Consider the following 25,127-nt stretch of genomic DNA (forward strand, 5'->3'; position numbering starts at 1 on the left):
TGCAGGTAACTTATGCGGATTCTCGTTCCACCAGGTGAAATCCAACATCAATGATATCGTCTTCACGCGGAATTTGTTCGATACGATCGGCAAGCAGAGAGGCGGCGCGTTGTCCAATAGCCCGTCTGTCGACGCTGACGGTGGTGATGGCAGGTCGGTTACTGGCGGCAAAGTCGAGATCGCCAAAACCGATTACCGCTAATTCCTGCGGCACGCGTAGACCACGGCTTTCGGCTTCCATGATCGCCCCCTGGGCTAACATATCTGAGCTACAGACGATGACATCAAACGCGCGTTCAGCCAATAGCTGTGCCAACCCGCTACGCCCCAATGCCAGAGAGGCAGGAAGCGGGACATCCACCTGTGTGCAAGCCGCGATACCATGACGACTCAGCGCATCGCACAGTCCTTGTTTACGCTGGCCTGCCCGGCGATCGGCGGTCCATAGCAAACCAGGACGGCGATACCCTTTGTCCAGCAAATAGTCTGCTACCGCCTGCCCGACTTTTTCATGCGAAAACCCCACCAGCATATCGATGGGCGTTGGCGTTAAATCCCATATTTCCACGACCGGGATGGCCGCATTAAGAATCACCTTTTTCAGCTCGGCGGTATGATGGATACCGGTGAGCACTACACCATCCGGGCGACGAGAAAGCAGCGTCGCCACCAGCTCAGCCTCTGTTTGCGGCGTATAACCCGACACGCAGAGCAAGATGTGGTATCCGCGTTCAGCCAGTTCATCGCTTAATGACTGGATGGTATCGACAAACATATTGTTGTTAATTTGTGGGACAACCACAGCAATAAGCTTACTGCGACGCGACGCCAGCCCCCCGGCCAGCGCGTTGGGAATATAGCCAGTGGCGCGTACCGCCTGCATCACTTTTTCTACTGTTCTCGGGCGCACCAGTTGCGGGGTATTCAACGCCCTGCTCACCGTCATGGGCGACAACCCCGCGGTACGGGCAACATCTTCCAGCGTGGGTGCGCGCGGAGGTCTGGGATTTTTCACTGTCGATGCCCTTGTCAAAAATCGCTGATTTATCCTGGCATTATTCATCATGATTTCGGCTATTGCCAGCGCCCCTCTACGATAACGCTGAGAAAACAGCAGCTTAGTTAATTAGCGTCATCTGAAATGATAGCGCCATCATAATGACTTGTGCATTTACCCATAAAGTATTGGAATGTGATGCTGTTTACAAGTTACTGCCCTTTTGTCTCAGTATTTGTGAGCGATTGTTCAAAACGCATTCAATTCGCTGGCGCAATGATTGCGCTAACACTAAAAATGTTAGCGCAATCATTTGTTATCACCAGGAGAGATTAAAATGTCATTAAGTGCGAATTCCGATGCCGTAACGTATGCCAAATCAGCCAATGCAAAAACCGCGGCTGAAACCGGCGACCGTATCGAGTGGGTTAAGCTGTCCCTGGCTTTCCTTCCCCTGGCAACACCCGTGAGCGATGCCAAAGTGCTGACCGGTCGCCAGAAACCCCTAACCGAAGTTGCCATTATTATCGCGGAGATCCGCAGTCGCGACGGGTTTGAAGGCGTTGGATTTAGTTACTCCAAACGGGCTGGCGGCCAGGGAATCTATGCTCATGCCAAAGAAATTGCCGATAACCTGTTAGGCGAAGATCCAAACGATATCGACAAGATCTACACCAAGCTGCTGTGGGCTGGCGCTTCCGTAGGGCGCAGCGGCATGGCGGTTCAGGCTATCTCCCCTATCGATATCGCCTTGTGGGATATGAAGGCCAAGCGTGCAGGGTTGCCGCTGGCAAAACTATTGGGTGCACACCGGGACTCCGTGCAGTGTTACAACACCTCCGGCGGATTCCTGCATACGCCGCTGGATCAGGTGCTCAAAAACGTCGTTATTTCCCGTGAAAACGGCATTGGCGGCATCAAACTCAAGGTTGGTCAGCCAAACTGCGCCGAGGATATTCGCCGCTTAACCGCGGTGCGTGAAGCGCTGGGCGATGACTTCCCGCTGATGGTCGATGCCAATCAGCAGTGGGATCGAGAAACCGCCATTCGTATGGGGCGAAAAATGGAGCAGTTCAATCTGATCTGGATTGAAGAGCCGCTGGATGCCTACGATGTGGAAGGTCACGCCCAACTGGCCGCCGCGCTTGATACCCCGATTGCTACCGGTGAAATGCTGACCAGCTTCCGCGAACATGAACAGTTGATCCTCGGTAATGCCAGTGATTTTGTGCAGCCCGATGCACCGCGTGTGGGGGGAATTTCACCGTTTCTGAAAATTATGGACCTGGCGGCGAAACACGGTCGCAAACTGGCTCCGCACTTTGCCATGGAAGTTCACCTGCATCTGTCCGCCGCTTACCCGCTTGAGCCATGGTTGGAACATTTCGAATGGCTGAACCCGTTATTTAATGAACAGCTTGAGCTGCGCGATGGGCGGATGTGGGTTTCCGACCGTCACGGTCTGGGATTCAGCATCAGCGAGCAGACACGCCGCTGGACGCAATTAACCTGCGAGTTTGGTAAACGTCCTTAATTTATTTGGCGGGTAAGTAATACCCGCCCTCTTCCCTACAGAAACGCTCTCAACCTTATGAAAGGAGTGGGTGATGAACACAATAATAAAGCGCACAAAAGTGCGTTACGGTATTTTGATATTTCTGTTTCTTGCCACCGTATTTAATTACGCCGATCGCGCGACGTTATCCGTCGTGGCTCCGATTATGAGCAAAGAATTAGGTTTTGATCCCGAAGCAATGGGGCTGGCCTTTTCTGCCTTCGGTATTTCTTATGTCATTATGCAATTGCCTGGCGGCTGGCTACTTGATCGCTACGGTTCTCGTCTGGTATACGGCTGCGCCCTGATTGGCTGGTCACTGGTGACCATGTTTCAGGGCACCATTTATCTGTATGCCAGTCCACTTGTGGTATTGATAATCTTACGTTTACTGATGGGTGCCATTGAGGCTCCGGCCTTTCCTGCCAACAGCCGATTAAGCGTGCAGTGGTTTCCTAATAATGAACGAGGATTTGTCACCTCAGTTTACCAGGCCGCGCAATATATCTCGTTAGGGGTAATTACACCGTTAATGACGATTATTTTGCATAATCTCAGCTGGCACTTTGTTTTTTATTACATCGGGGCGATTGGCGTTATTCTTGGCATCTTCTGGCTGGTAAAAGTCAGAGATCCTATGCATCATCCGAAGGTAAACCAGCAGGAAATTGACTATATCCGGGAAGGCGGTGGCGAACCGTCGCTGGGAAATAAAAAAGAGCCACAGAAGATTACCTTTGCGCAAATAAAAAGCGTCTGCGTCAACCGCATGATGATTGGCGTTTACATCGGGCAGTTCTGCGTGACGTCAATCACCTGGTTCTTCCTGACCTGGTTTCCTACCTATCTGTATCAGGCTAAAGGAATGTCGATCCTTAAAGTGGGGTTTGTCGCCAGTATTCCTGCTATTGCCGGTTTTATCGGTGGATTGTTAGGGGGCGTTTTTTCAGACTGGCTATTAAAACGCGGCTACAGCCTGACGGTTGCTCGTAAGCTACCCGTTATCTGCGGAATGTTACTTTCCTGTGTCATCGTTATCGCTAACTACACCTCGTCAGAATTTGTGGTTATCGCGGCGATGAGTCTGGCATTTTTCGCCAAAGGCTTTGGCAATCTGGGATGGTGCGTACTTAGCGATACTTCACCAAAAGAAGTGCTCGGCATTGCTGGCGGCGTATTCAATATGTGCGGCAATATGGCGAGTATTATCACGCCGCTGGTGATCGGCGTCATTCTGGCGAATACCCAGTCATTCGATTACGCCATTCTGTACGTCGGTTCGATGGGGCTGATTGGCCTGATTTCTTATCTGTTTATCGTGGGGCCGCTGGATCGTATTACGCTGAGCCCGTCCGTCGCGTAATGTAAGCTTATGGCGATAGTTCGCCCGCTGTTCCGGGATTTGCACTCCTGCGGAACAGCGTTTTTTTTTAAATAATCTTATTATTTTTCAGTACAGTACGCAGTCGCGGGTGCTGGCAAACCGCGTCAGCGATGGCGCTGATATTGGGCGTGTTGTCCTGAAACCAGTCATGCCCCGGCCCCCAGGTGCGCATAACGGCAATATAAACGTCCAGCAGTGTTAGCTGATCGCCAAACGCGTACGGCTCAGCGCTTAGCTGGTCGTTCAGCCACATATAAAGCGATTTGCGGTACTCAATACAGTTCTTTTTTAACTGCGCCGCGGCGTCTGGTACCCAGCGTTGTGGATAATCGGCATAGGTAAACGTTGGATAGACATTTGCCACCAGCCATATCAACAGACGCTGAAACTGCTGGCGCTCAGCGTGCCCAACGGGTGGCGCAAGTTCAGGACAACGATCGAGGATCATCAGGGCGATCGCCGCCGTTTCCGTCATCACGTTACCATTTTCCAGTATCAGTGTGGGCACCTGGCACAGCGGATTCATTTTTTTAAGCAACTCCCGCGAAGGCCCGTCGCGGTCAAAACCATCAACATCAATAAAGCTGTAAGGGATCTCCGCCAGTGTGAGCATCACTTCACTGATGGCCGATCCCCAGCCCGGCACCCCATAGACCTTAATCATGCTGCAACCCCCCAAAGTTAAAACCCTAAGTGTAGAGCAGCATTCGTCAGTCTATGCAGACCAGCCTATCTTTCCCTTGAAGTTCACAGCACTTTCGACAAGAACTGCTGGGTGCGCGTGTGGCGTGGATGATTCAGCACCTGCTCGCTGCTGCCCTGTTCGACGATTTTGCCATCGACCATAAACACCACCTGATCCGCCACTTCCCGGGCGAACCCAATCTCGTGCGTCACCACAACCAGCGTGGTTCCCGACTGCGCCAGTGCTTTGATGACATCCAGAACTTCGCCTACCAGTTCAGGATCCAGCGCTGAAGTGGGTTCATCAAACAGCATAACGCGTGGATTTAGCGCCAGCGCACGGGCTATAGCGATACGCTGCTGCTGACCGCCGGAGAGATGACGCGACCAGGCATCGGCTTTATTACGCAGGCCAACGGCATCAAGCAGAGTTAATGCCCGCTCGGTGGCGGCTTTACGCGATGCCAGACCGTGCGCAATGGGCGCTTCAATCAAATTCTCCAGCACCGTTAAGTGCGGAAACAGATTAAAATTCTGGAACACATAGCCGACGTTAACGCGCTGGCGCAAAATTTCCGCCTCTTTCAGCTCATACAGTTTGTCTCCCTGCCGACGATAACCAATGTAATCGCCATCGATTTGAATAAACCCTTCATCGACGCGCTCCAGATGGTTGATCGTCCGCAAGAGTGTGGATTTTCCTGAACCGGACGGGCCAAGAATAACCGTTACCGTTCCGGGAGGGATCTCCAGCGACACATTATCCAGCGCTTTGTGGCGACCGAAGTATTTGCTGACGCCGGTAATGGAAATATGGCCTTCAGGCGAGTGGGACATGGACGGCCTCCTGCTGCGGACGTTGACGGTTGCGTTTTTCTGCACGACTCACCCGGGCGGTATTGATTGCTGAACGTCGCTCGCTGCGGGCCAGCGCGCGTTCGACCAGGTGCTGAATTAACGACAGGACGCTGGTGATCACCAGATACCACACCGCACCCACCATCAACAGCGGGATCACTTCCTGCGTGCGGTTGTAGATCATCTGGATGGTGTAGAACAGCTCTGGCATTGCCAGCACGTATACCATCGCCGTCCCTTTCGCCAGACTGATGATTTCATTGAAGCCAGCAGGCAAAATAGTACGCAGCGCCTGCGGCAGAATAATCCGCAGCGTACGTCGCCATGCGGGTAAGCCCAGCGCTGCCGCTGCCTCGTACTGGCCATGGTCAACCCCTAAAAATCCACCACGAATAATTTCAGCGGTATAGGCGCTTTGCACCAGCGTCAGGCCAACCACCGCGGTGGAAAACTGGCCGAGCACATTGATGGTCTCAAAACTGCCCCATTGAATGGGAGTAAACGGAATACCAATCGCCAGCGTGTCGTACAAATAGGAGAAGTTGTACAAAACGATGAGCACCACAATCAGCGGTAACGAACGAAACAGCCAGATGTATCCCCATGCCAGACCGTTCAGCAACCAGGAAGATGAAAGCCGTGCCAGCGCCAGCAGACCACCGATGATAATACTTAACAGCGTACCGATAAGCGTCAGTAGCAGAGTTTGCCCAAGGCCGGACAAGATAACTGGATCAAAGAACCAACGGGCAAACACGCCCCATTCCCAGCGCGGATTAAACGCCACGGACTGGATAATCACCGCCAGGACAAACAAGGCAATGACTGCTCCTGCGGTGCGCATCGGATAGCGCGCCGGTACGACTTTAATACTCTCCGTCGTTTTCATCTTCTCTCCTCAGGCTATTCTGGCCTGACCGGCGATGGTCAACAGTTTGGTAAAGCGCAGCCGGCCATCAAACGGTGGCAGGCTGTACTCTTCGGGATCGCGCGCTGTATCAAATTGCGGATCGTAGCCCTGGCTTAAATAAAGTCGCACGGCCTCCGGCTGGCGAAATCCCGTGGTCAGATAAATCCGGCTGTAGCCCGCCAGCAGCGCCCTGCGTTCCAGCTCCTGCACCACGCGCGCCGCCAGCCCCTGCTGACGCAGGCTGCTTTTCGTCCAAATGCGCTTAATCTCGGCGGTGTCTTTGTCGTAAGGTTTGTAGGCCCCGGTGGCGATAATCTCGCCGCTGCGCTCCAGTACCACGAAAAGTCCCTGCGGTGCCAGATACCATTCGGTCAGCTCCACTTCAGCGTCGCGAGAAAAATAATCGCCATAGCGAGCGGCATATTCACCGAACAGACCGTTCAAAATTGGCTGCAGCTCGCTGGCTTCAGGTGAGACCACGCGAAATTGATCGCTCACGATGACCTCCTTAGTCGCCTAAACCGGCTGGATTGATTTCAGATTGCGGAATACGTTCCACCCCTTCTCCCCAGCGGTTCAGCACCTTGTCATAGTCGCCGTTGCCAATTACGCCGTTGAGGGCGGTTTGTACCGGCAGAACCAGACCGCTGTCCTTTTTCAGCGTCACAGCGATGTGTGCCGCTTTTGGCCAACCGCCATCAACGCTGCCCACCCGTTGCGTTTTACCGTTGAGTGCAGCTTTCCACGCGCCGATAACGTTAGGACCGAAGTAAGCATCGGCGCGGCCTGACTGCAGAGCCAGGGTTTGCGCGGCATCATCTTTGGTATACACCGGCGTAAACGGCTGCAACCCTTTCTTCACGTTCTCATCGTTCCAGGCGAGCAGGATGGCTTCCTGATTTGTCCCCGAACCGACGATGATGCGCAGACCGGCGATATCTTCTGCCTGCTCGATTTTCTTCAGCTTACTGCCGGTTTTGACATAGAAGCCAAGGGAGTCCTTACGATACGTCGCGAAATCGAATTTCTCTTTGCGGGCTTTGGTGACGGTAATATTGCTGATCGCGGCATCATATTTGCCGGACGTGACGCCCAGCGGCCAGTCTTCCCATGACGTGGGCACGACGTTGAGTTCCAGCCCCAGACTGTCAGCCACCAGACGAGCGATGTCCGCCTCGCTGCCGATCAGTGTCTTATTGTCATCGGCAAAGACGGTCAGCGGCGGCTGGCTTAACCCGGCAATCGCCACGGTGAATTTACCCGGCACGGCCAGGTGCAGGTTCGCGGGCAACTGCGCAATCGCCTGCGGATTTTTTGCCGTATTGATTGGCGTTTTATTGGCTTCCAGGCTTACGCCCGTACCGTTAATAGTCACATCATTTGCCCAGACGTTAGCGCTGAAAGCCAGTGACAGCGCGAGGAAGACTGATTTTTTCTGCATAGCGTTTTTCTCTTATTGTGTGAATTGGTTTGCAGGTGTCGCGAGTCCCAGGCTTGCGCGCAGGGTCGTACCGGGATATTCATGGCGGAACAGGCCACGCGCCTGAAGCACGGGGACAACCTGTTCGACAAAACGTGGGAAGGTATCTGGCGTTCCACCCTGGATGATAAAACCGTCTGCGGCTTTTTCGTCGAACCACTGCTGAAGACCATCGGCAACCTGTTGCGGCGTACCGCTGAAACGTGGGCGTGGACTGGCCGCTTCCAGAGCAACCTGGCGTAGCGTTAAGCCACGCTCACGCGCGTTGCGTTTGATCTCATCAGTCGTACTGCGAAAGCTGTTTTGTCCAAGGGAACCCAAATCCGGGAACGGTGCGTCCAGTGGATATTGGGCGAAATCATGATGTTCAAAATAGCGGCCCAGGTAGTTCAGCGCGTCGGTAATAGAGACCAGCGCAGCGGTAGTCTGATACTGCTGCTCAACATCCTCTGCGCTGTCGCCAACAATCACGCTGACGCCCTGGAATATATGCAGTTGTTCGGGATGTCGCCCGGCGTAGGCCAACTGGCTTTTTACATCCTGATAGAACTCTTTGGCCTCCGCCAGCGACTCCTGATGGGTAAAAATAGCATCGGCATGCTGCGCCGCCAATTTCTTACCATCCTGTGAGGCGCCCGCCTGGAATATAATCGGACGGCCTTGTGGCGTGCGCCCAATATTTAACGGCCCTGCGACCTGAAAATAATCTCCATGATGGTTAAGCGTATGCAGTTTTTGCGGATTAAAAAATTCTCCGCTTGCCTTATTACGGGTAAAAGCATCATCTTCCCAGGAATCCCACAGTCCTTTCACCACCTGTAAATATTCATCGGCGATACGATAACGCAGGGCATGTTCTGGATGCTGGGCACGGGAATAGTTTTTTGCCGAACCCTCCAGAGGTGATGTGACCACGTTCCATCCGGCTCGCCCCTGGCTGAGATGATCAAGGCTGGCGAACTGCCGTGCGGTAGTAAACGGCTCGCTGTATGACGTGGATACCGTGCCAACCAATCCCAGATTCTGGGTAATGCTGGCCAAAGCAGATAATACCGTCAGCGGCTCAAAGCGATTTAAAAAGTGTGGAATTGATTTTTCATTAATATACAGACCATCGGCGACAAAAATAAAATCCAGCTTCCCTTTTTCCGCAATAAGCGCCGTCTCTTTGACAAAATCAAAATTAATACTGGCATCGGCCTGCGCCGCCGGATGACGCCATGCGGACATATTTCCCGCTGCGCCATGCAGAATAGTGCCGAGCCGTAGTTGCCGATTTTCAGCCATAATAACCCCTACCCAACAGGTAAACTTAAAGATGTGCGAATGCCGTTTTTGCTAACTGTGCAAAGTAATGCGCGGCAGGTTCAATTAAACGTTCGTCCGGATTAAAGCCCGGGTGATGTAATCCGTATTCACTGGCGCTGCCAATACTGACAAATGCGCCAGGCGTATTTTGCAGATAGACGGCAAAATCCTCGCCGCCCATATGCAGGTCGGCATGATGGGTGGTGTAGCCTGATTGTTTCGCCACGGCGGTGGCGATATCGGCCCAACGTGCATCGTTTACCAACGCGGTCGGCCCCGCATGCCAGATAACGTCGATTTGTGCGCCAAAGGCGTGGGCAAAACCGGCGGCGATGTCATTAACCCGTGCTTTAACCTGCTGCTGCACCGAAGTCCGGTGCGTTCTGAGCGTCCCTTCCAGCTCAACGGATTCTGGCAACACGTTCCATGTATTTCCTCCCTGAATACGGGTCACGCTAAGCACCACTGAATCCAGTGTGTTAACGTCGCGACTGGCAACGCTTTGCAACACCGTGACCAGTTGGCTGGCGAGCAGGATGGCATCTCTGCCTTCATGCGGACGCGCCGCATGTGCGCCCTTGCCATTAATACGCAGCACGAAGCGATCGACGTTGGCATAGAACGCACCGCCGCGTGTGGCAAATTCCCCCACCGGTAAACCTGGCTCATTGTGCATGCCAAAAATAGCCGCAACGTTGTGCAGCGCACCGGCGCGGATCAGCGTTTTTGCGCCACCGAAACTCTCTTCAGCGGGCTGAAACAAAATACGTACTCGACCCGGTAAGTGTGTTTCCTGTTGTTTAAGCAGCAGCGCGGCGCCCAGCATGACGCTGGTGTGGACGTCATGCCCGCAGGCATGCATCACTCCCGGCGTGAGGGAGCGAAACGGCACATCGGCGCTTTCTTCTATCGGTAGCGCATCGATATCCGCTCGCAGCGCGATGACATCTTCTCCCTGCCCGATTTCCGCGACCAGACCGGTTTTCAGGTCGAACGGCAAAATCTCGACGTCCGCTGCGTGCAGCCAGGCGTGAATGCGCGCCGTCGTTGCCGACTCTTGCAGGGAAAGCTCCGGGTGCTGGTGTAATTCACGACGCCAGTTGATAAGCGTTGAGGCCAGAGTCATCAGAGCACCTCCACGGCGTTATGGGCTTGCGCCAACAACCGCAGCGATGTCAGACGCGCGTGACCTTCCGCCACTGGCGTGTCGATAATGAACTCCTCAATGCCAAATTGCGTATGCAGGGCATTCAGCTTCGCCATCACCTCCTGAGCCGTGCCGTGTAACAACGCCTGCTCACGACGCGCGATTTTGCGTGGCGGACTGCCGGCCTGCGCGGCGAATGCCAGCGCCTGCTCTTCGCTGGCTACCGTGACACGTTGACCATTCTCCAGCTCCACGCCCCAGATTTGCACGTTTTCCGCAAGCTGCGCGGCGGTATCGCTACTGTCAGCCACAATCACCTGGACGGCAACTATCGTCGGACGTGCGCTGTGGGTCTGCCAGAAGGACAAAACGTCACGCAATAACGCGCGGTCACCGTTGAGGTGTGCCGCGAAGATAAAATGCCAATTGAATTGCGCTGCTAACTGTGCGCTTTGCACACTGGCTCCCAGGACAAATCCTTCCGGCGGTATCGGTGGGATTGGCGTCGGAAATACCGTTTCCCCGCTTTCCGTGCCGCTCAGCGTCAGCCAGTCGTTAAGCTGGGAAAGTTGGTCGGCAAAACTGCCTTTTTCATCCTGATGCACTCCTTGCTGTAGTGCCTGAGTCGACAGTGGTAAGCCGCCAGGGGCTTTCCCTACGCCGAGATCGACACGCCCGGGTGCCAGCGAGGCCAGAAGATTGAAGTTTTCCGCCACTTTGTACGGGCTGTAATGTTGCAGCATCACGCCACCGGAGCCTACGCGAATACGCTGGGTTTGCCCGAGGATCCAGGCAATCACCAGCTCCGGTGATGGGCTGGCCAGCTGTGGCGTATTATGGTGTTCAGCGATCCAGAAACGATGGTATCCCCACTCTTCTGCCCGCTGCGCCAGACGTAACGTCCGGGCAAGCGCCATCGCGGCGGTTTCACCTTCCCCGAGGGGGCTTTTATCCAGAATACTCAGGCGATATGACATCTTACGGGCCTATGCTTGTTAACATGTCATTATTATTAAATTATCAGATAACCATGCAGAAACATTTAATTCACATTTGCTCAGCTAAAAAGTAGATAACCAGCCCTGACGCTGTCAGGGTTAAAATTCGGATCGCCTTGTACTGGTCGGAACACGAAACTGAAAACACGCGGAATGTATGGCCTACAAAATATAATAGGGTCGTTGGTCTCACGGGAATAACATCCAAATCATTTCATGCCAGTTTTCTTTTTGCGAAAACGTTTTTTAACGCGATTTACGTTAAGTCAGGTTAAATGACTTAAAACGTTATGCGGTTGTATAAAATGTTTCAGTTTTATGACCCTGAATGAATATTCCACAGAGATTTTTTAATTTAAATACTTCCACAGAAATGATGATTAGTAGAGAATGCAGCGTTTCTTATTAAAACGGTTTAAAACGGCTTTTTAATATTCCTCCCGATTTTATTGCGGGGATTTTTGTATGGATTATACATATCATTATGGGGCCTCTATGAAAAGTAACATGCCCGTTACACAAATTGAGCACGCACTTAACGACAAAGCGACGCTGCTTTCAACGACGGATAAAGAAAGTCATATTACCTACGCTAACTCTGCTTTTATCGATGCCAGCGGATTTAACGAAGATCAATTAATGGGCGAAGCGCATAATATTATTCGCCATCCTGACATGCCTCCCGCTGCATTCGCCGATATGTGGTACACGCTACAGCAGGGAGACAGCTGGACGGGTATGGTGAAAAACCGCCGCCAAAATGGTGACCATTACTGGGTTCGCGCCAACGTTACGCCGGTCTGGCACAATGAAAAACTCACCGGTTACATCTCAGTGCGTACCGTTCCTTCGCGTGATGAAATAACTCACAGCGAAAGTTTATACCAAAAAATGAATAGTCAGCAGTTTAAAGGCTTTCGACTTTTTAAAGGGATTATCATTCGTCGCGGCTTATTGGCATGGACTTCCATGTTTAAATGGCTGAATATCAGCCAGCGCGTCAATTATTCTTTAGGGGTGACGGCCCTGCTCGCTTTGCTATTTATCTTCGCACCGTTTAATCCATTTATTGAGTCGGGTGGCTTGCTGGTGTTATTTCTGGCGTTAGCTATTTACCTTAAGTATCAAATTTGTCAGCCAGTTAATACGCTCCTGACGCAAATGAAGAAAGTGGTGTCCGGTCGTAAACCTGATAACTGTCATTTAAATCGGGTGGATGAGATCGGAATGCTAATGCGACTGGTTAATCAGTCCGGGCTTAATCTGAATTCTCTGGTCGATGACGTCAGTACGCAAATTTCCGGTATTCGCGCTATCAGTCAGCGGGTGTCAAAAGAAGGTACGGCGCTGCATCAGCGTTCAGAAGAAACCTCTGCCGACCTGCAACAAACCGCTGCGGCCATTGAAGAAATTGGTAGCGCGGTACAACAAACCGCTGAGACGGCAGCACATACCATGACCATGGCCGATAAAACCAGCGCCAACGCTGCAGAAGGCGGCGATATCATGAAACAAACTATCGCCATGATGCAGGCGATATCGCGTGACAACGGGCAGATCGTTGACATCATTGGCGTGATCGACAGCATTGCCTTTCAGACCAATATTCTGGCGCTCAATGCCGCGGTTGAAGCCGCGCGAGCCGGGGAATCCGGGCGTGGCTTCGCCGTTGTCGCGGCAGAAGTCCGCAATCTGGCCCAACACTCGGCGTCTGCGGCAAAAGAGATCAAACAGCTTATTGAGAAGAACGTCGCCAATGTTAATAGCGGCGTCAAAATGGTGGAGCAAACAGAAACGCATCTCACCGGGATGATTGGGGATGTACTGCAGATGTCGATGATGATCAAAGACATTAGTCTGGCCACGCGTGAGCAAACCCAGGCTTTGGATCTGATTAACGATTCAATTTCACGCGTTGGCACCATGACACACAATAATGCCGAGATGGTGGAGCGCGTCACCGACGCCACCGCCGATCTGACCCAGCGTTCATCACGCTTACAGCAGGCCGTTCAGGTCTTTGGCGTATCGGCATAACGTTACGGCGCTTATTGGGTGAATGTCTCGATAAGCGCACTCCTCTACAGGTATAAACGCCCTTCTCCTTTATTGGCTGAATCGAGGCCACACCGCGCCAGTACCGGCTGCATAAAAATGCTGAATTCTTGTTACCGGGGCTTTGCGGAACCAATCAATTGAATGTAGGATGCTCGGCCGGCAGTTTTCCCCCGTAACACAATGAAGGGTAAGGCTGTTTTCGCCGCAGCAGGTGCGGCAAAAAGGATGTTGTATTTTTGTCAGGTCAACAGGAATCGTAATGAACACAAACAACACGCAAGCCGCGGAACAACATGCGGCGAAACGACGCTGGTTGAATGCTCACGAAGAGGGGTATCACAAAGCGATGGGCAATCGACAGGTACAAATGATCGCCATTGGCGGCGCAATTGGTACCGGGTTGTTTTTAGGGGCAGGCGCACGCCTGCAGATGGCCGGCCCGGCTTTGGCGCTGGTCTATCTGGTATGCGGTATTTTTTCGTTCTTTATACTGCGCGCGCTCGGCGAACTGGTTTTACATCGCCCTTCCAGCGGTAGCTTCGTTTCCTACGCCCGTGAATTTTTAGGTGAGAAAGCCGCCTATGTGGCTGGCTGGATGTACTTCATCAACTGGGCGATGACCGGCATTGTCGATATCACCGCGGTGGCGTTGTATATGCACTACTGGGGCGCATTTGGCGACGTGCCGCAGTGGGTGTTCGCCCTCGGCGCGCTGGCTATTGTCGGTACCATGAACATGATCGGCGTGAAGTGGTTCGCGGAGATGGAGTTTTGGTTTGCGCTGGTTAAGGTACTGGCAATTGTGATCTTCCTGGTGGTGGGTACCGTTTTTTTAGGTACCGGAAAGCCGCTGGATGGTAACGCCACGGGTTTTCACCTGATTACCGACAACGGCGGCTTCTTCCCGCATGGCCTGTTGCCTGCGCTGGTACTGGTACAGGGTGTGGTTTTCGCCTTTGCCTCTATTGAACTGGTGGGTACCGCCGCCGGTGAGTGCAAAGATCCGCAAACGATGGTGCCGAAAGCAATCAATAGCGTTATCTGGCGTATTGGTCTGTTTTATGTGGGTTCTGTCGTGCTGCTGGTTCTGCTACTGCCCTGGAACGCCTATCAGGCGGGGCAAAGCCCGTTTGTGACCTTCTTTTCCAAACTGGGCGTGCCGTACATTGGCAGTATCATGAATATTGTGGTGCTCACCGCGGCGCTTTCCAGCCTTAACTCAGGGCTGTACTGCACCGGGCGTATTTTACGCTCCATGTCGATGGGCGGTTCGGCACCGAAATTCATGGCTAAAATGAGCCGTCAACAGGTGCCCTGGGCCGGGATCCTCGCCACGCTGGTCGTGTATGTCGTCGGGGTATTCCTGAACTATCTGGTGCCGTCACAGGTGTTTGAGATCGTGTTGAACTTCGCGTCATTGGGCATTATTGCGTCGTGGGGATTTATCATGGTCTGTCAGATGCGTCTGCGCCGGGCCATAAAAGAAGGTAAAACGGCAGACGTCAGCTTTAAACTGCCGGGCGCACCGTTTACCTCGTGGTTAACGCTGCTGTTCCTGGTGAGCGTACTGGTATTGATGGCGTTTGACTATCCAAACGGCACCTATACCATCGCGTCATTACCGCTGATTGCCATCCTGCTGGTCGCGGGCTGGTTCGGCGTGCGTAAACGCGTTGCAGAGATCCACCGCACCGCGCCATAACGGCAGAAGGCCTGACAGGTTAATCCTTCAGGCCTTCTTTTTTAGTTCGCTTCAATCAACTGCGCTACGTCGTTGCTGTTAATTTCCCGCGCATTCCCATCCTGATCGGTATAGCTGGTCATTCCCGTGTCTTTATCCAGTTTTGGCTTACCCTGGGTGGTGATGGTTTGTCCGCTTTTGGTCGTCATGACGTAATCGGTGGTGCATCCTGCCAATGTAAACAGCATTACGCCTGCACAAAGACAGATAAATGGCTTTTTCATGGTATTCCCGTGTTATTCAGTTAGCCGTTGAGGGCGTAGTGTAAGTCCCTGAAGTAGGTCAGGCTACTGGCGGGGTGTAACGAGGCGTATCGGGGGATTTACAGAAGTGACAGGAGGGGTTTCCCCCTCCGGTTAATTACAGCGCAATACGAATAACATCGTCCGGCTGGGTGGCTTCCTGCTCGCGGGTGGACTTCTGTTTCACGCTCACGTACAGGGTTTTACCGTCGGCGGAGAGCGCCAGGCTATTCGGGAATGTTGGGGTCTCGAACGTTTTAACGACTTTATAGCTTTTCGCGTCGATCACGCTCACTTTGCCGGCCTGACGATGGGTCACGTAGGCCTCGTTACGCGCCGGGTTAAACAGCACGGCCAGGGATTCCGGCGCGGCGACTTTTGCCAGGACGTTGCCATTACGGGTGTCGATTACCAGCACTTCCGCCGCTTTAGAGTCGGTGACAAAGGCGCGGTTGCCCGCCGTGTCCAGGCTCAGGTTGATGAAGAAATGCTCTTTTCCATCATCCAGCAGCTTTTTACGGCTGAGAATTTTGTTGGTGGTGGTATCGATGGTGATGAATTCACCGTCCGCATTGGCGGTGTACAGGCGTTTAGCCTTGCTGTCGACAGCCAGAGCGGTGCTCATTTTGCCGGTATTTTGAATGGTGTCCTTCAATGTAATGGCATCACCGTCCACCACCCAAATCACGCTCTCTTTACCAATACCGCTAATGTATACCGTGTTGGTGGCGTCATCGGCGACCAGCTCACGCGGCTGCAGTGGGCGAACGTCTTCGGAACGCTTACGCGCATCCAGCACCAGACGTCCTTTCACCGCGCCCGTTTTGGCATCCATTGCCGTCACCGCGCTGTTTACCGTGTTGCCGAACCACAGCGTTTGCGTGGCGTTGTTGATGGTGGCGCCAAACGGTTTGAGATCGTTATGAATAACCTGAGTCACTTCGAGGGTGACCGGGTCAAGACGGTAAACCACCCCGCCGGTATCCAGTTTGCGGCTCTGCGAGGTCGCCAGCCACAGCGCGTTCTCTTGCTGGCTGTATGCCATTTCATAGGCGCCTTTGCCCACGGCTTTGCGCAGCAGTTCTTCTGCAGCCTGCGTAGTAAAAGATGATGCAACGAGCAGTGAACCTAACAGTAAAGAACCACGCAGACGCGGCGAAAACAGATGACGTAAAGACATGACGACTCCCTTTGATAAATTCGTTTGTTACTGCTTCACATAGCTTCAATGAGCAAAATCATGGTTTTGCCTTTTTTAAGAATGAGAATAGTAATCATTATTCATCTCAAAGTGGAGCACTTCTTTACATATTGACTACAATCGTTGTCATTGCCCGAAAAACTAGCGCAATCCAGCAGCGCTGAAATTCATCTTTTATAAAAAAATTCACGCGCTTATCGCCGGTATTACGGCGTAAGCATCATTAACTGGCCTTGTTCATGACGATTTTTGCATTCCGCTACACTGCACTTCCTGTTTCTTTACTGCCTGTCTTCCTCTCGCCTTATGCCGTGGCAGAAAGTGATCAAACGCTGATCGTTAGCGCGACACCACAGTCCGTTTCTGAACTGGACACCCCTGCCGCCGTCAGCGTCGTTGACGGAGAAGATATGCGTCTGGCAACGCCGCGAATTAACCTGTCTGAATCCCTGACCAGCGTCCCTGGGCTACAGGTGCAAAATCGGCAGAACTACGCTCAGGATCTCCAGTTGTCGATTCGCGGATTTGGTTCGCGAACCACTTATGGCATCCGCGGCATTCGTTTGTATGTCGACGGGATCCCGGCAACCATGCCGGATGGGCAGGGTCAAGCATCCAATATTGATATCAGCAGCGTACAAAATATTGAGGTTTTACGCGGCCCCTTCTCTGCTCTGTATGGCAATGCGTCTGGTGGAGTGATGAATGTCAGCACTGAAACGGGACATGAGCCGCCAACCATTGAAGCCAGCAGTTATTACGGCAGTTTTGGCAGTTGGCGCTACGGGTTAAAAGCAACGGGCGCACTGGGAGATGGTACACAGCGAGGGGATGTGGATTACACCGTTTCAACAACCCGGTTTACTACCCATGGTTATCGCGATCGCAGCAGCGCACAAAAAAATCTGGCCAATGCCAAACTGGGCGTGCGCATGGACGATACGAGCAAACTAACCCTGATTTTCAATAGCGTAGAGAGTAAAGCTGACGATCCTGGTGGTCTTACCGAGTCGGAGTGGCAGGCCAATCCGCAGCAATCTCCCCGCGCTGAGCAATACAACACGCGAAAAACCATCAAGCAGACCCAGGCGGGGTTGCGCTATGAACGCCAGCTTAGCGCGAAGGATGATATCAGCATCATGACTTATGCGGGCGAGCGTGAAACCACTCAGTATCAGTCGATCCCGATGGCCCCGCAGTTAAAACCCTCTCATGCCGGAGGCGTTATTACCCTGCAACGTCATTATCAGGGGATAGACAACCGCTGGACTCACCGTGGCGAGCTGGGCGTACCCGTGACCTTCACCACCGGTCTGAATTACGAAAACATGAGCGAAAACCGTAAAGGCTATAACAACTTTCGCCTTGATGATGGCGTGCCAGAATATGGTCAGAAAGGCGACTTACGACGTAACGAACGTAACCTGATGTGGAATGTCGATCCCTATCTGCAAACCCAGTGGCAATTAACGCAGAAACTCTCGCTGGATGCCGGGGTTCGCTACAGTTCGGTGTGGTTTGATTCTAACGATCGCTATATTACGCCCGGTAACGCAGATGACAGCGGTGACGCCAGCTATCACCAGTGGTTACCTGCCGGATCGTTAAAATACGCCATCACCGATGCCTGGAACGTCTACCTGGCCGCGGGACGTGGGTTCGAAACGCCCACCATCAACGAGTTGTCTTACCGCTCCGACGGCCAAAGTGGGATGAATTTTGACCTACAGCCTTCCACAAACGATACCGTGGAAATCGGCAGTAAAACGCGTATCGGCGATGGGCTGTTTACCGCAGCGCTATTCCAGACCGATACCGATGACGAGATCGTGGTTGACAGCAGTAGCGGCGGGCGGACAACCTACAAAAACGCTGGAAAAACCCGCCGTCAGGGAGGTGAGTTATCCTGGGACCAACGCTTTGCCGCAAGCTGGCGCGTAAAAGCTGCATGGACCTGGCTGGATGCGACCTACCGCAGCAACGTCTGTGGCGATCAAAACTGCAACGGCAACCGCCTGCCTGGCATTGCGCAAAACATGGGATTTGCTTCGCTGGGCTACGTGCCTGATGAAGGTTGGTATGCGGGAACTGATGTTCGTTATATGAGCAACATTATGGCCAATGATGAAAATACGGCGCAAGCCCCGTCCTATACCGTAGTGGGTTTAAATACCGGCTATAAATTTTATTATCGCAGTCTGATGATCGACCTGTTCGGTCGGGTGGATAATCTGTTTGATAAGTCCTACGTCGGTTCGGTGATAGTGAATGAGGCAAATGGTCGATATTACGAACCGGCGCCAGGACGAAACTATGGCGTAGGGATTAATCTGGCCTGGCGTTTTGAGTAACACTGGCGGGAATGACTCCCGCCATCCGTTTTACGCATCGTCTGCAAGACGAATCACCACTTTACCGAAGTTTTTGCCGGTCAGCAGGCCGATAAAGGTCTGCGGCGCATTTTCCAGACCGTCGGTGATTTGCTCGCGGTAATGGATTTTGCCCTCTTTAACCCAGCGCCCCATCTCCCGCTGAAACTCCTGAATGCGGTGACCATAATCCTGACCAATGATAAAGCCCTGCATCCGGATTCGCTTTTTCAGCAGCGTTGCCATCAGCAAAGGTAATCTATCGGGTCCGCCAGGAAGTGTTGTGGCGTTGTAACCGCTGACCAGTCCGCACAGCGGAATGCGCGCAGAGGTATTGAGTAATGGCAGAACGGCGTCAAATACCTTGCCGCCGACGTTTTCGTAGTAAATATCGATCCCCTGCGGACAGGCTTTTGCCAGCTGTTGCGCAAAATCTTGCGCATGGTGATCGAGGCAGACATCAAAGCCTAATACCTCGGTGGCATGTCGGCATTTCTCTGCCCCGCCTGCAACCCCGATCACCCGGCAGCCTTTGAGCTTACCAATCTGCCCTACCGTTGCGCCAACCGGGCCGGTGGCGGCGGCCACAACCAGCGTTTCCCCTGCTTTTGGCTGACCAATATCCAGCAGCCCCATATAAGCAGTAAACCCTGGCATCCCCATCACTCCCAGCGCCCAGGAGGGATGTTCAGGATTATCGCCAAGCTTCACCAGCCCGTTACCGTCGGAGATGTCATAGTCCTGCCAGCCGCTGTAGCTCAGCACCCACTCGCCTGGCTGGTAATCAGGATGGTTGGATGACACCACGCGACTCACGGTCCCGCCAACCATCACGCCGCCAATCTCTACCGGCGGGGAGTAAGACGGCTCATCGCTCATGCGTCCACGCATGTAGGGATCGAGGGAAAGAAAAATGGTGCGCAGTAAAACCTGGCCTTCACCCGGCGTTGCCACCTCATCGTCTTCAAGACGGAAGTTTTCCGGGACCGGCGCGCCATGCGGGCGGGAAGCCAGTACCCAGCGGCGATTGCGATTAGTCTGTTGACCCATGATGTGCTCCTCTGCTTTTGGCATGATTCCATCAATAGTAGCAGCCTGTGCCCGCCAGTTAGCTGACGACATGATTTAACCGCACAACCAGGTAAACGCAGGGTTGTGCGGTTTCATTGATAAACCGACAATCATTCGGCGGACCAAGCTCCAGGCAATCGCCAGCCCGCATTTCATGACGCACGTTCCCTTCCACAAAGACCAATTCCCCCTGCTGTAGCCAGATAAGTTGTCTTGCCTGCACGTAGGAAGAGGCTGGCATCGGGATATCGCTTCCGGCGGGCAATTCTATCTGCACCAGATCAATAGGCAGATCGCTGCGCGGTGAAACGTGGCGGCGCAGATAGTGGCTTTGCGGGTCGTGCCAGACAGGCTGATCAGCGAAGCGCAGCAGCTTGCCCTCCTGCATTTCGGCCCGCGCTATCAGCATAGACATGCTGATACCAAAGGCACCGGAGAGCCTGCCCAGCAGCGTGGCCGTTGGGCTGCTCTCACCGCGCTCTATTTTATGGATCATCGCCCGCGACACGCCTGCGCGTTCAGCGAGTTCCGTCAGAGACCACCCTCGAGACTCCCGCTCAATGCGAATTCTTGCACCGATCCGTTGATTTATGCTGTCTTCAATAGTATTCATATTGTAATACTATAGTGAACAATCCCTGAGGTTCAACATGTCCATTCGATTTGCCAGCAAAGAAGACTGTGCCGCCATTGCAGAAATCTACAACCACGCGGTACTGCATACGGCGGCTATCTGGAACGATCAAACGGTCGATGCCGAAAACCGTATCTCATGGTATCAAGCCCGCCAGTTGATGGGCTATCCGGTGCTGGTGAGTGAAGAGAATGGCGTGATTACAGGGTACGCCTCCTTTGGCGACTGGCGTAACTTTGATGGATTCCGTCATACCGTTGAACATTCGGTGTATGTCCATCCTGCTCATCAGGGTAAAGGTCTGGGACGAGCGCTGCTCAGCAGGTTAATAGAAGAAGCCCGCGCGTGCGGCAAGCATGTGATGGTTGCGGGCATTGAGTCTCATAATCAGGCGTCGCTGCATCTGCACAGCACGCTGGGTTTTAAAACCACCGCGCAAATGCCACAGGTTGGCACGAAATTTGGGCGCTGGCTGGATCTGACTTTTATGCAGTTGCAGTTAGACGATCGCCGCGAACCGGATGCCAGCAGATGAACCAGACGCTAACCCTCTCCTTTCTGATTGCCGCAGGTATTGGTCTGGTGGTGCAAAATACCTTGATGGTACGCATCACGCATACGTCCTCGACGATTCTCATCGCCATGTTACTTAACTCGCTGGTCGGGATCGTGCTGTTTGTCAGCATACTGTGGTTTAAGCAAGGTATGGCGGGGTTTGGGGAACTGGTTTCCAGCGTGCGCTGGTGGACGCTAATCCCTGGCTTGCTGGGATCGTTCTTTGTTTTTGCCAGCATCAGTGGATACCAAAATGTGGGTGCAGCAACCACTATCGCGGTGCTGGTGGCCAGCCAGTTAATCGGCGGACTGGTGCTGGATATTCTGCGCAGTCATGGCGTGCCGCTGCGGGCGTTGGTGGGGCCGGTCTGCGGCGCGGTGCTGCTGGTCGTTGGGGCCTGGCTGGTGGCGAGACGTTCGTTTTAATTGCGCTTATCCGGCCTGAACATGCAGGCCGGATAAGATGTTACTTCGCCATCTGGCCACAACGAATTAAAGGATTGTGCCGCCTTTGGTCAACTGTTCGCGACGGGTTTCCATATCCTCTTTATGCTGACGGCCATGATGTGCGATAGCCGTACGCAAACGCTGTTGCTGGGTGTAACGTTCTTCCCGGCTCAGCACGACATCATCGCTGAGTTCAATCAGCAATTCATTCATATGCGTAATGACGCTCTCTTCAATGGCGGCATCAACACGTGCGCTGACCTCATCCAGATGCGACATAACCTCTCCTTAACTCATTAATTTAATTTTGCTTTTGAAAAATCGCTGCCCATCAGGCTAACGCTGTATCCGCTGACGTTGCTGCGCGTCGCGTAAAACGTTTTCCCGTTTGCCAACGCAATCCACGGAGCCTGCTGGTAGAAAATCTCTTGCGACTGCTGGTAAAGCGCGGCGCGTTCTTCCGGTTTACTCACCAGTTTCGCCTTTTGAACCAGCGAATTATACTCTTTATCGCACCAGCGCGCGGCGTTAGATCCGGTTTTAATGCTGTCACAACCCAGCAGTACATCGGCGAAGTTGTCCGGATCGCCGTTGTCTGACATCCAACCGAACAACGCGGTGTCATGCTCACCTTTACGCATTCCGGAGAGATATTCGCCCCACTCGTACGACACAATTTTCGCCTTCACGCCAACCTTCGCCCAGTCGCTTTGGATCATCTCGGCAATCCGTCGGGAGTTCGGGTTGTATGGGCGCTGAACCGGCATTGACCACAGCGTCGCTTCAAAGCCGTTTTCCAGTCCCGCCTGTTTCAGCAGATCTTTCGCTTTTTGCGGGTCATAAGCGTAATCCTGCAGATCTTTATTGAACCCCAACATATTCGGCGGAATTGGCGATTTTGCCACCGTACCGGAACCTAAAAAGACGGCGTTAATAATGGCCTTTTTGTCTGTCGCGTAGTTAAGCGCCTGACGCACCAGCACGTTATCAAACGGTTTTTTCTCGGTATTAAACGCCAGATAGCCGACGTTCAGCGCTTCAACCGAATGCAGCGTCAAATCTTTATTCTTCTTAATCTCGTCAAACTGTACGGGCGCAGGCGCCGGAATTATCTGGCATTCATTGGTTTGCAGTTTCGCCAATCGGGTCTGAACGTTTGGCGTGATTGAGAAGATCAGGTGCTTCGTGGGGACGGCGCCGTCCCAGTAGTTGGGGTTGGCGAGATAGCGGATTTGCGAATCCTGCTTGTACTGCTGCAGCACGTATGGCCCGGTGCCAATTGGCCAGTTATCGACGTTTTCCGGAGTGCCTTTTTTCAGCATCACGTCGGCATATTCCGCAGAGAGGATGGAGGCAAAATCCATTCCCCAGTCGGCAAGAAACGCGGCGTTAGGTTCATTAAGGATAAACTGAACATGATAATCATCGACCTTCTTCACTTCTTTAATCAGTTTATCCAGACCGACATCGTTGAAGTATTCGTAGCTTCCCTGAGAAATTTTGTGGTATGGATGATCGGCATCTTTCTGTCGTAATACCGAGAAAACCACGTCATCAGCGTTGAAGTCACGGGTTGGTTTGAAGAATTTATTACTGTTGAATTTCACGCCCTGACGCAGGGTAAAAGTGTAGGTCTTACCGTCCGGCGAAATCGTCCAGTCCGTTGCCAGAGACGGAACTGGCGTATTTTTTACCGGATCAAAGTTGATGAGTCGGTTGTAGAGCACCTGTGAGCTGGCTACAAACGATGGACCGGAACTGGCGATTTGCGGGTTAAATGACTCTGGCGACGCTTCTGAGCAGTAAATGAGAGTGTCAGTATTGGCCGCGAACGCCGCGCCTGATGGTAAGACGGCGCTGAGCGCCAGCGCGAGTAACGTTTTCCTTGCAATCATGGTTATAAGCCTTCTTATTTTATTATTAACCGGGATATCAGAGCATAGCTGACAAAAACTGACCAATAACAAATCACTATCAGGTTATTCTAATCCGGTGTATTTCGCTGAATAATTCATCACCCTAAGCGAATTAATTTCCCTTAAGTCTTTTTCAAAACGTCAAGATTTTTCCCGGCACTCTATGCCATGAAAATTCGCCCCTTTTTGCCTCTCTTCCACCGTTTGCTCGTTTTTATAAAACGTAAAGTAGATACGTGAAGAAGTCTAAGGGGTAACAACGTGGCAAAAACTCTCTTGCGCAGCGGCAATTTGGATGACTATCAGGCCGTGGGCGGCGGTGGTCAGGCCGTGTTTGATTCAGCATTGCAAATTCGTGAAACGCTTCGCCTGCGTAAACAGCAGGCGATGGTGGATTGTCTGGCGATCCCACAAATTAACGACAACGGCGATCGCGTTGACTGGTATTCGCCGATTGAAGGGAAAGCCGTTGCATGGAAAGCCGCTGATGAAGAGGCCCGTTTTCGTGCGCTGCGCTATCTGGGAAGCACGCTGGAAAATGCGGCGGCGCTGAGCCGTAAAAGTCTGCAATCGGGTAAAACCTCCCTGCAACTGTTTGGCTCACTGCTGGAAAAAGCCATCCAGTTTCCTGGTGAGAATCACGTGTTTCTGGTTGAAGGTAAACCCGTTATTACGTTCTGGGGTTTCGTCAATCTGAATGAAAATCCTCGCGACGATGTGCTCGATTGCCTGCGCCTTGCCGATATTCCTCCGGTCGTCACCGTAGCGGAGCCTGAGCCGGAAGAGGAAATCACTGCCCAAATCACCTTCGCCGAGGCCGAGGCGCCTTTGTTGACTCCAGTGGTTGAGCTACCTAAACCGGCTGAACCTGAACCACAACCCCCGGTCGTTGTTAACGAACCTGAAGTCTCGCCGCCGCTCGCACAGAAGAAACCCGCACGCCGCCTGCCGCTGTGGAGCCTGCCCGTTGCCGCGGTGATCATTGCAGCCATGGTTGGGCCGCTGCTGTGGAAGCAACAGCCCACCCCGCCCGTACCCGCTGTTCCCCCTGCAGACGTCGCTAAGTCAGATATAGCACCGCTGCCAGAACTGACATCTGCACTGCCGCTGCATCGGGCTGAAGTGGTTCCGGCTGCGAAAAAAGAAAAACCTGTCGAGGGACCGGTCGTGATCGCCGCGATTCCAAAAGATGCGCTGGTGATGGATGCCAACCAGATGAAGGCAGGAACGACGCGTTTTCTCAACGGTAACTGGCGCGTAATGGTTGATGTTAAAGATCCGGTTAGCGGTAAAGCGCCGTCGCTGCGCTATCAGATCCAGGCCAATAAAGGCACGGCGCGCGTGGTTCATGGCGACAATATTGTTTGTCGTGCCGAGATTTTCTCCGGTTTGCATCAGTCAGGTGAATTAATGATTAAGAGTCGCGGGAATGCCCGTTGTACGGACGGGTCACGTTATCCGATGCCGGAAATTACCTGCAAAGCGGGAACCAATGACGTCGCCGCCTGTACCGCACGTTATGACGATCACGCGGAAATCCCTCTGACGATCAAAAAGATAGGTGCCTGATTT

Annotated in this window: 23 protein-coding genes; 8 read left to right on the forward strand and 15 right to left on the reverse strand. The window is 52.9% G+C overall.

Features of this window, described 5'->3' with window-relative positions:
* Nucleotides 1–10: 10 nt before the first annotated feature.
* Complete coding sequence (locus OGV75_RS16585) at nt 11–1,063, reverse strand: LacI family DNA-binding transcriptional regulator (protein ID WP_502873976.1); 1,053 nt, start codon at nt 1,061–1,063, stop codon at nt 11–13.
* A 271-nt stretch (nt 1,064–1,334) separates the two neighbouring features.
* Here OGV75_RS16585 and OGV75_RS16590 point away from each other — a divergent pair, with 271 nt between their 5' ends.
* A complete protein-coding gene (locus tag OGV75_RS16590; protein ID WP_016153126.1) occupies nt 1,335–2,531 on the forward strand; it encodes an L-talarate/galactarate dehydratase in 1,197 nt (398 codons plus the stop codon).
* A 73-nt stretch (nt 2,532–2,604) separates the two neighbouring features.
* Nucleotides 2,605–3,915 carry an MFS transporter gene (locus OGV75_RS16595; protein WP_016156557.1) on the forward strand — a complete coding sequence of 437 codons (1,311 nt, stop codon included), beginning with the start codon at nt 2,605–2,607 and terminating at the stop codon, nt 3,913–3,915.
* A 67-nt stretch (nt 3,916–3,982) separates the two neighbouring features.
* Here the strand turns inward: OGV75_RS16595 and OGV75_RS16600 are convergent, their stop codons facing one another.
* The 8 genes from OGV75_RS16600 to OGV75_RS16630 all read right to left on the reverse strand — a co-directional run bounded on the left by OGV75_RS16600 (nt 3,983) and on the right by OGV75_RS16630 (nt 11,300).
* Complete coding sequence (locus OGV75_RS16600) at nt 3,983–4,600, reverse strand: glutathione S-transferase family protein (RefSeq protein WP_016153128.1); 618 nt, start codon at nt 4,598–4,600, stop codon at nt 3,983–3,985.
* Nucleotides 4,601–4,683: 83 nt separating this feature from the next.
* The gene (locus OGV75_RS16605) at nt 4,684–5,457 is read right to left on the reverse strand and encodes an amino acid ABC transporter ATP-binding protein (RefSeq protein WP_016153129.1); all 774 of its coding nucleotides are present in this window, start codon (nt 5,455–5,457) and stop codon (nt 4,684–4,686) included.
* A complete protein-coding gene (locus OGV75_RS16610; protein WP_016153130.1) occupies nt 5,441–6,367 on the reverse strand; it encodes an amino acid ABC transporter permease in 927 nt (308 codons plus the stop codon). The genes OGV75_RS16605 and OGV75_RS16610 overlap by 17 nt, the downstream gene beginning before the upstream one ends.
* A 9-nt stretch (nt 6,368–6,376) precedes the next feature.
* Nucleotides 6,377–6,886, reverse strand: coding sequence for a GNAT family N-acetyltransferase (locus OGV75_RS16615; protein ID WP_016153131.1), 510 nt, complete (start codon nt 6,884–6,886; stop codon nt 6,377–6,379).
* 10 nt (nt 6,887–6,896) lie between these two features.
* On the reverse strand, nt 6,897–7,829 hold the full coding sequence (locus OGV75_RS23660; protein WP_019076809.1) for an ABC transporter substrate-binding protein: 933 nt from the start codon (nt 7,827–7,829) through the stop codon (nt 6,897–6,899).
* Nucleotides 7,830–7,841: 12 nt separating this feature from the next.
* On the reverse strand, nt 7,842–9,155 hold the full coding sequence (locus OGV75_RS23665) for an LLM class flavin-dependent oxidoreductase (protein WP_016153133.1): 1,314 nt from the start codon (nt 9,153–9,155) through the stop codon (nt 7,842–7,844).
* Between the two features lie 25 nt (nt 9,156–9,180).
* A complete protein-coding gene (locus OGV75_RS16625; RefSeq protein WP_016153134.1) occupies nt 9,181–10,302 on the reverse strand; it encodes an amidohydrolase in 1,122 nt (373 codons plus the stop codon).
* Nucleotides 10,302–11,300, reverse strand: a complete 999-nt coding sequence (locus OGV75_RS16630) for an MsnO8 family LLM class oxidoreductase (RefSeq protein ID WP_200100680.1) — start codon at nt 11,298–11,300, stop codon at nt 10,302–10,304. Before OGV75_RS16630 ends, OGV75_RS16625 begins: the two co-directional genes overlap by 1 nt.
* Before the next feature lie 516 nt (nt 11,301–11,816).
* Here OGV75_RS16630 and OGV75_RS16635 point away from each other — a divergent pair.
* Nucleotides 11,817–13,358, forward strand: a complete 1,542-nt coding sequence (locus OGV75_RS16635) for a methyl-accepting chemotaxis protein (RefSeq protein ID WP_286480917.1) — start codon at nt 11,817–11,819, stop codon at nt 13,356–13,358.
* A gap of 280 nt (nt 13,359–13,638) precedes the next feature.
* Nucleotides 13,639–15,081: an L-asparagine permease gene (ansP, locus tag OGV75_RS16640; protein WP_047358134.1), complete on the forward strand. Its 1,443-nt coding sequence runs from the start codon at nt 13,639–13,641 to the stop codon at nt 15,079–15,081.
* Nucleotides 15,082–15,122: 41 nt separating this feature from the next.
* Here the strand turns inward: ansP and OGV75_RS16645 are convergent, their stop codons facing one another.
* On the reverse strand, nt 15,123–15,344 hold the full coding sequence (locus OGV75_RS16645; RefSeq protein WP_003020157.1) for a YgdI/YgdR family lipoprotein: 222 nt from the start codon (nt 15,342–15,344) through the stop codon (nt 15,123–15,125).
* Nucleotides 15,345–15,480: 136 nt separating this feature from the next.
* Nucleotides 15,481–16,542 carry a 7-bladed beta-propeller protein YncE gene (yncE, locus tag OGV75_RS16650; RefSeq protein WP_046275590.1) on the reverse strand — a complete coding sequence of 354 codons (1,062 nt, stop codon included), beginning with the start codon at nt 16,540–16,542 and terminating at the stop codon, nt 15,481–15,483.
* Between the two features lie 260 nt (nt 16,543–16,802).
* On the opposite strand from yncE, the gene pqqU reads away from it, so the two are divergent.
* Nucleotides 16,803–18,914 carry a TonB-dependent receptor PqqU gene (gene pqqU, locus OGV75_RS16655; protein WP_286480919.1) on the forward strand — a complete coding sequence of 704 codons (2,112 nt, stop codon included), beginning with the start codon at nt 16,803–16,805 and terminating at the stop codon, nt 18,912–18,914.
* A gap of 30 nt (nt 18,915–18,944) precedes the next feature.
* On the opposite strand, the gene curA is transcribed toward pqqU, so the two are convergent.
* The gene (curA, locus tag OGV75_RS16660; RefSeq protein WP_046275592.1) at nt 18,945–19,982 is read right to left on the reverse strand and encodes an NADPH-dependent curcumin/dihydrocurcumin reductase; all 1,038 of its coding nucleotides are present in this window, start codon (nt 19,980–19,982) and stop codon (nt 18,945–18,947) included.
* A gap of 58 nt (nt 19,983–20,040) precedes the next feature.
* A complete protein-coding gene (locus tag OGV75_RS16665) occupies nt 20,041–20,616 on the reverse strand; it encodes a helix-turn-helix domain-containing protein (RefSeq protein ID WP_286480920.1) in 576 nt (191 codons plus the stop codon).
* A 37-nt stretch (nt 20,617–20,653) separates the two neighbouring features.
* On the opposite strand from OGV75_RS16665, the gene OGV75_RS16670 reads away from it, so the two are divergent.
* The gene (locus tag OGV75_RS16670) at nt 20,654–21,172 is read left to right on the forward strand and encodes a GNAT family N-acetyltransferase (RefSeq protein ID WP_047358131.1); all 519 of its coding nucleotides are present in this window, start codon (nt 20,654–20,656) and stop codon (nt 21,170–21,172) included.
* On the forward strand, nt 21,169–21,618 hold the full coding sequence (locus tag OGV75_RS16675; protein ID WP_200047874.1) for a DMT family transporter: 450 nt from the start codon (nt 21,169–21,171) through the stop codon (nt 21,616–21,618). Before OGV75_RS16670 ends, OGV75_RS16675 begins: the two co-directional genes overlap by 4 nt.
* A 66-nt stretch (nt 21,619–21,684) precedes the next feature.
* Here OGV75_RS16675 and OGV75_RS16680 read toward each other — a convergent pair whose 3' ends face one another.
* Both OGV75_RS16680 and OGV75_RS16685 read right to left on the reverse strand, forming a co-directional pair.
* Nucleotides 21,685–21,918 carry a YdcY family protein gene (locus tag OGV75_RS16680; RefSeq protein ID WP_016153143.1) on the reverse strand — a complete coding sequence of 78 codons (234 nt, stop codon included), beginning with the start codon at nt 21,916–21,918 and terminating at the stop codon, nt 21,685–21,687.
* A gap of 17 nt (nt 21,919–21,935) precedes the next feature.
* Nucleotides 21,936–23,534, reverse strand: coding sequence for an ABC transporter substrate-binding protein (locus OGV75_RS16685; protein ID WP_016156573.1), 1,599 nt, complete (start codon nt 23,532–23,534; stop codon nt 21,936–21,938).
* 282 nt (nt 23,535–23,816) lie between these two features.
* On the opposite strand from OGV75_RS16685, the gene OGV75_RS16690 reads away from it, so the two are divergent.
* A complete protein-coding gene (locus OGV75_RS16690) occupies nt 23,817–25,124 on the forward strand; it encodes an SrfA family protein (protein WP_200103929.1) in 1,308 nt (435 codons plus the stop codon).
* Nucleotides 25,125–25,127: the final 3 nt, after the last annotated feature.

Origin of the sequence: Citrobacter sp. Cb028 (assembly GCF_030336705.1) — a bacterium.
GTDB classification, from domain to species: Bacteria; Pseudomonadota; Gammaproteobacteria; order Enterobacterales; family Enterobacteriaceae; genus Citrobacter; species Citrobacter braakii.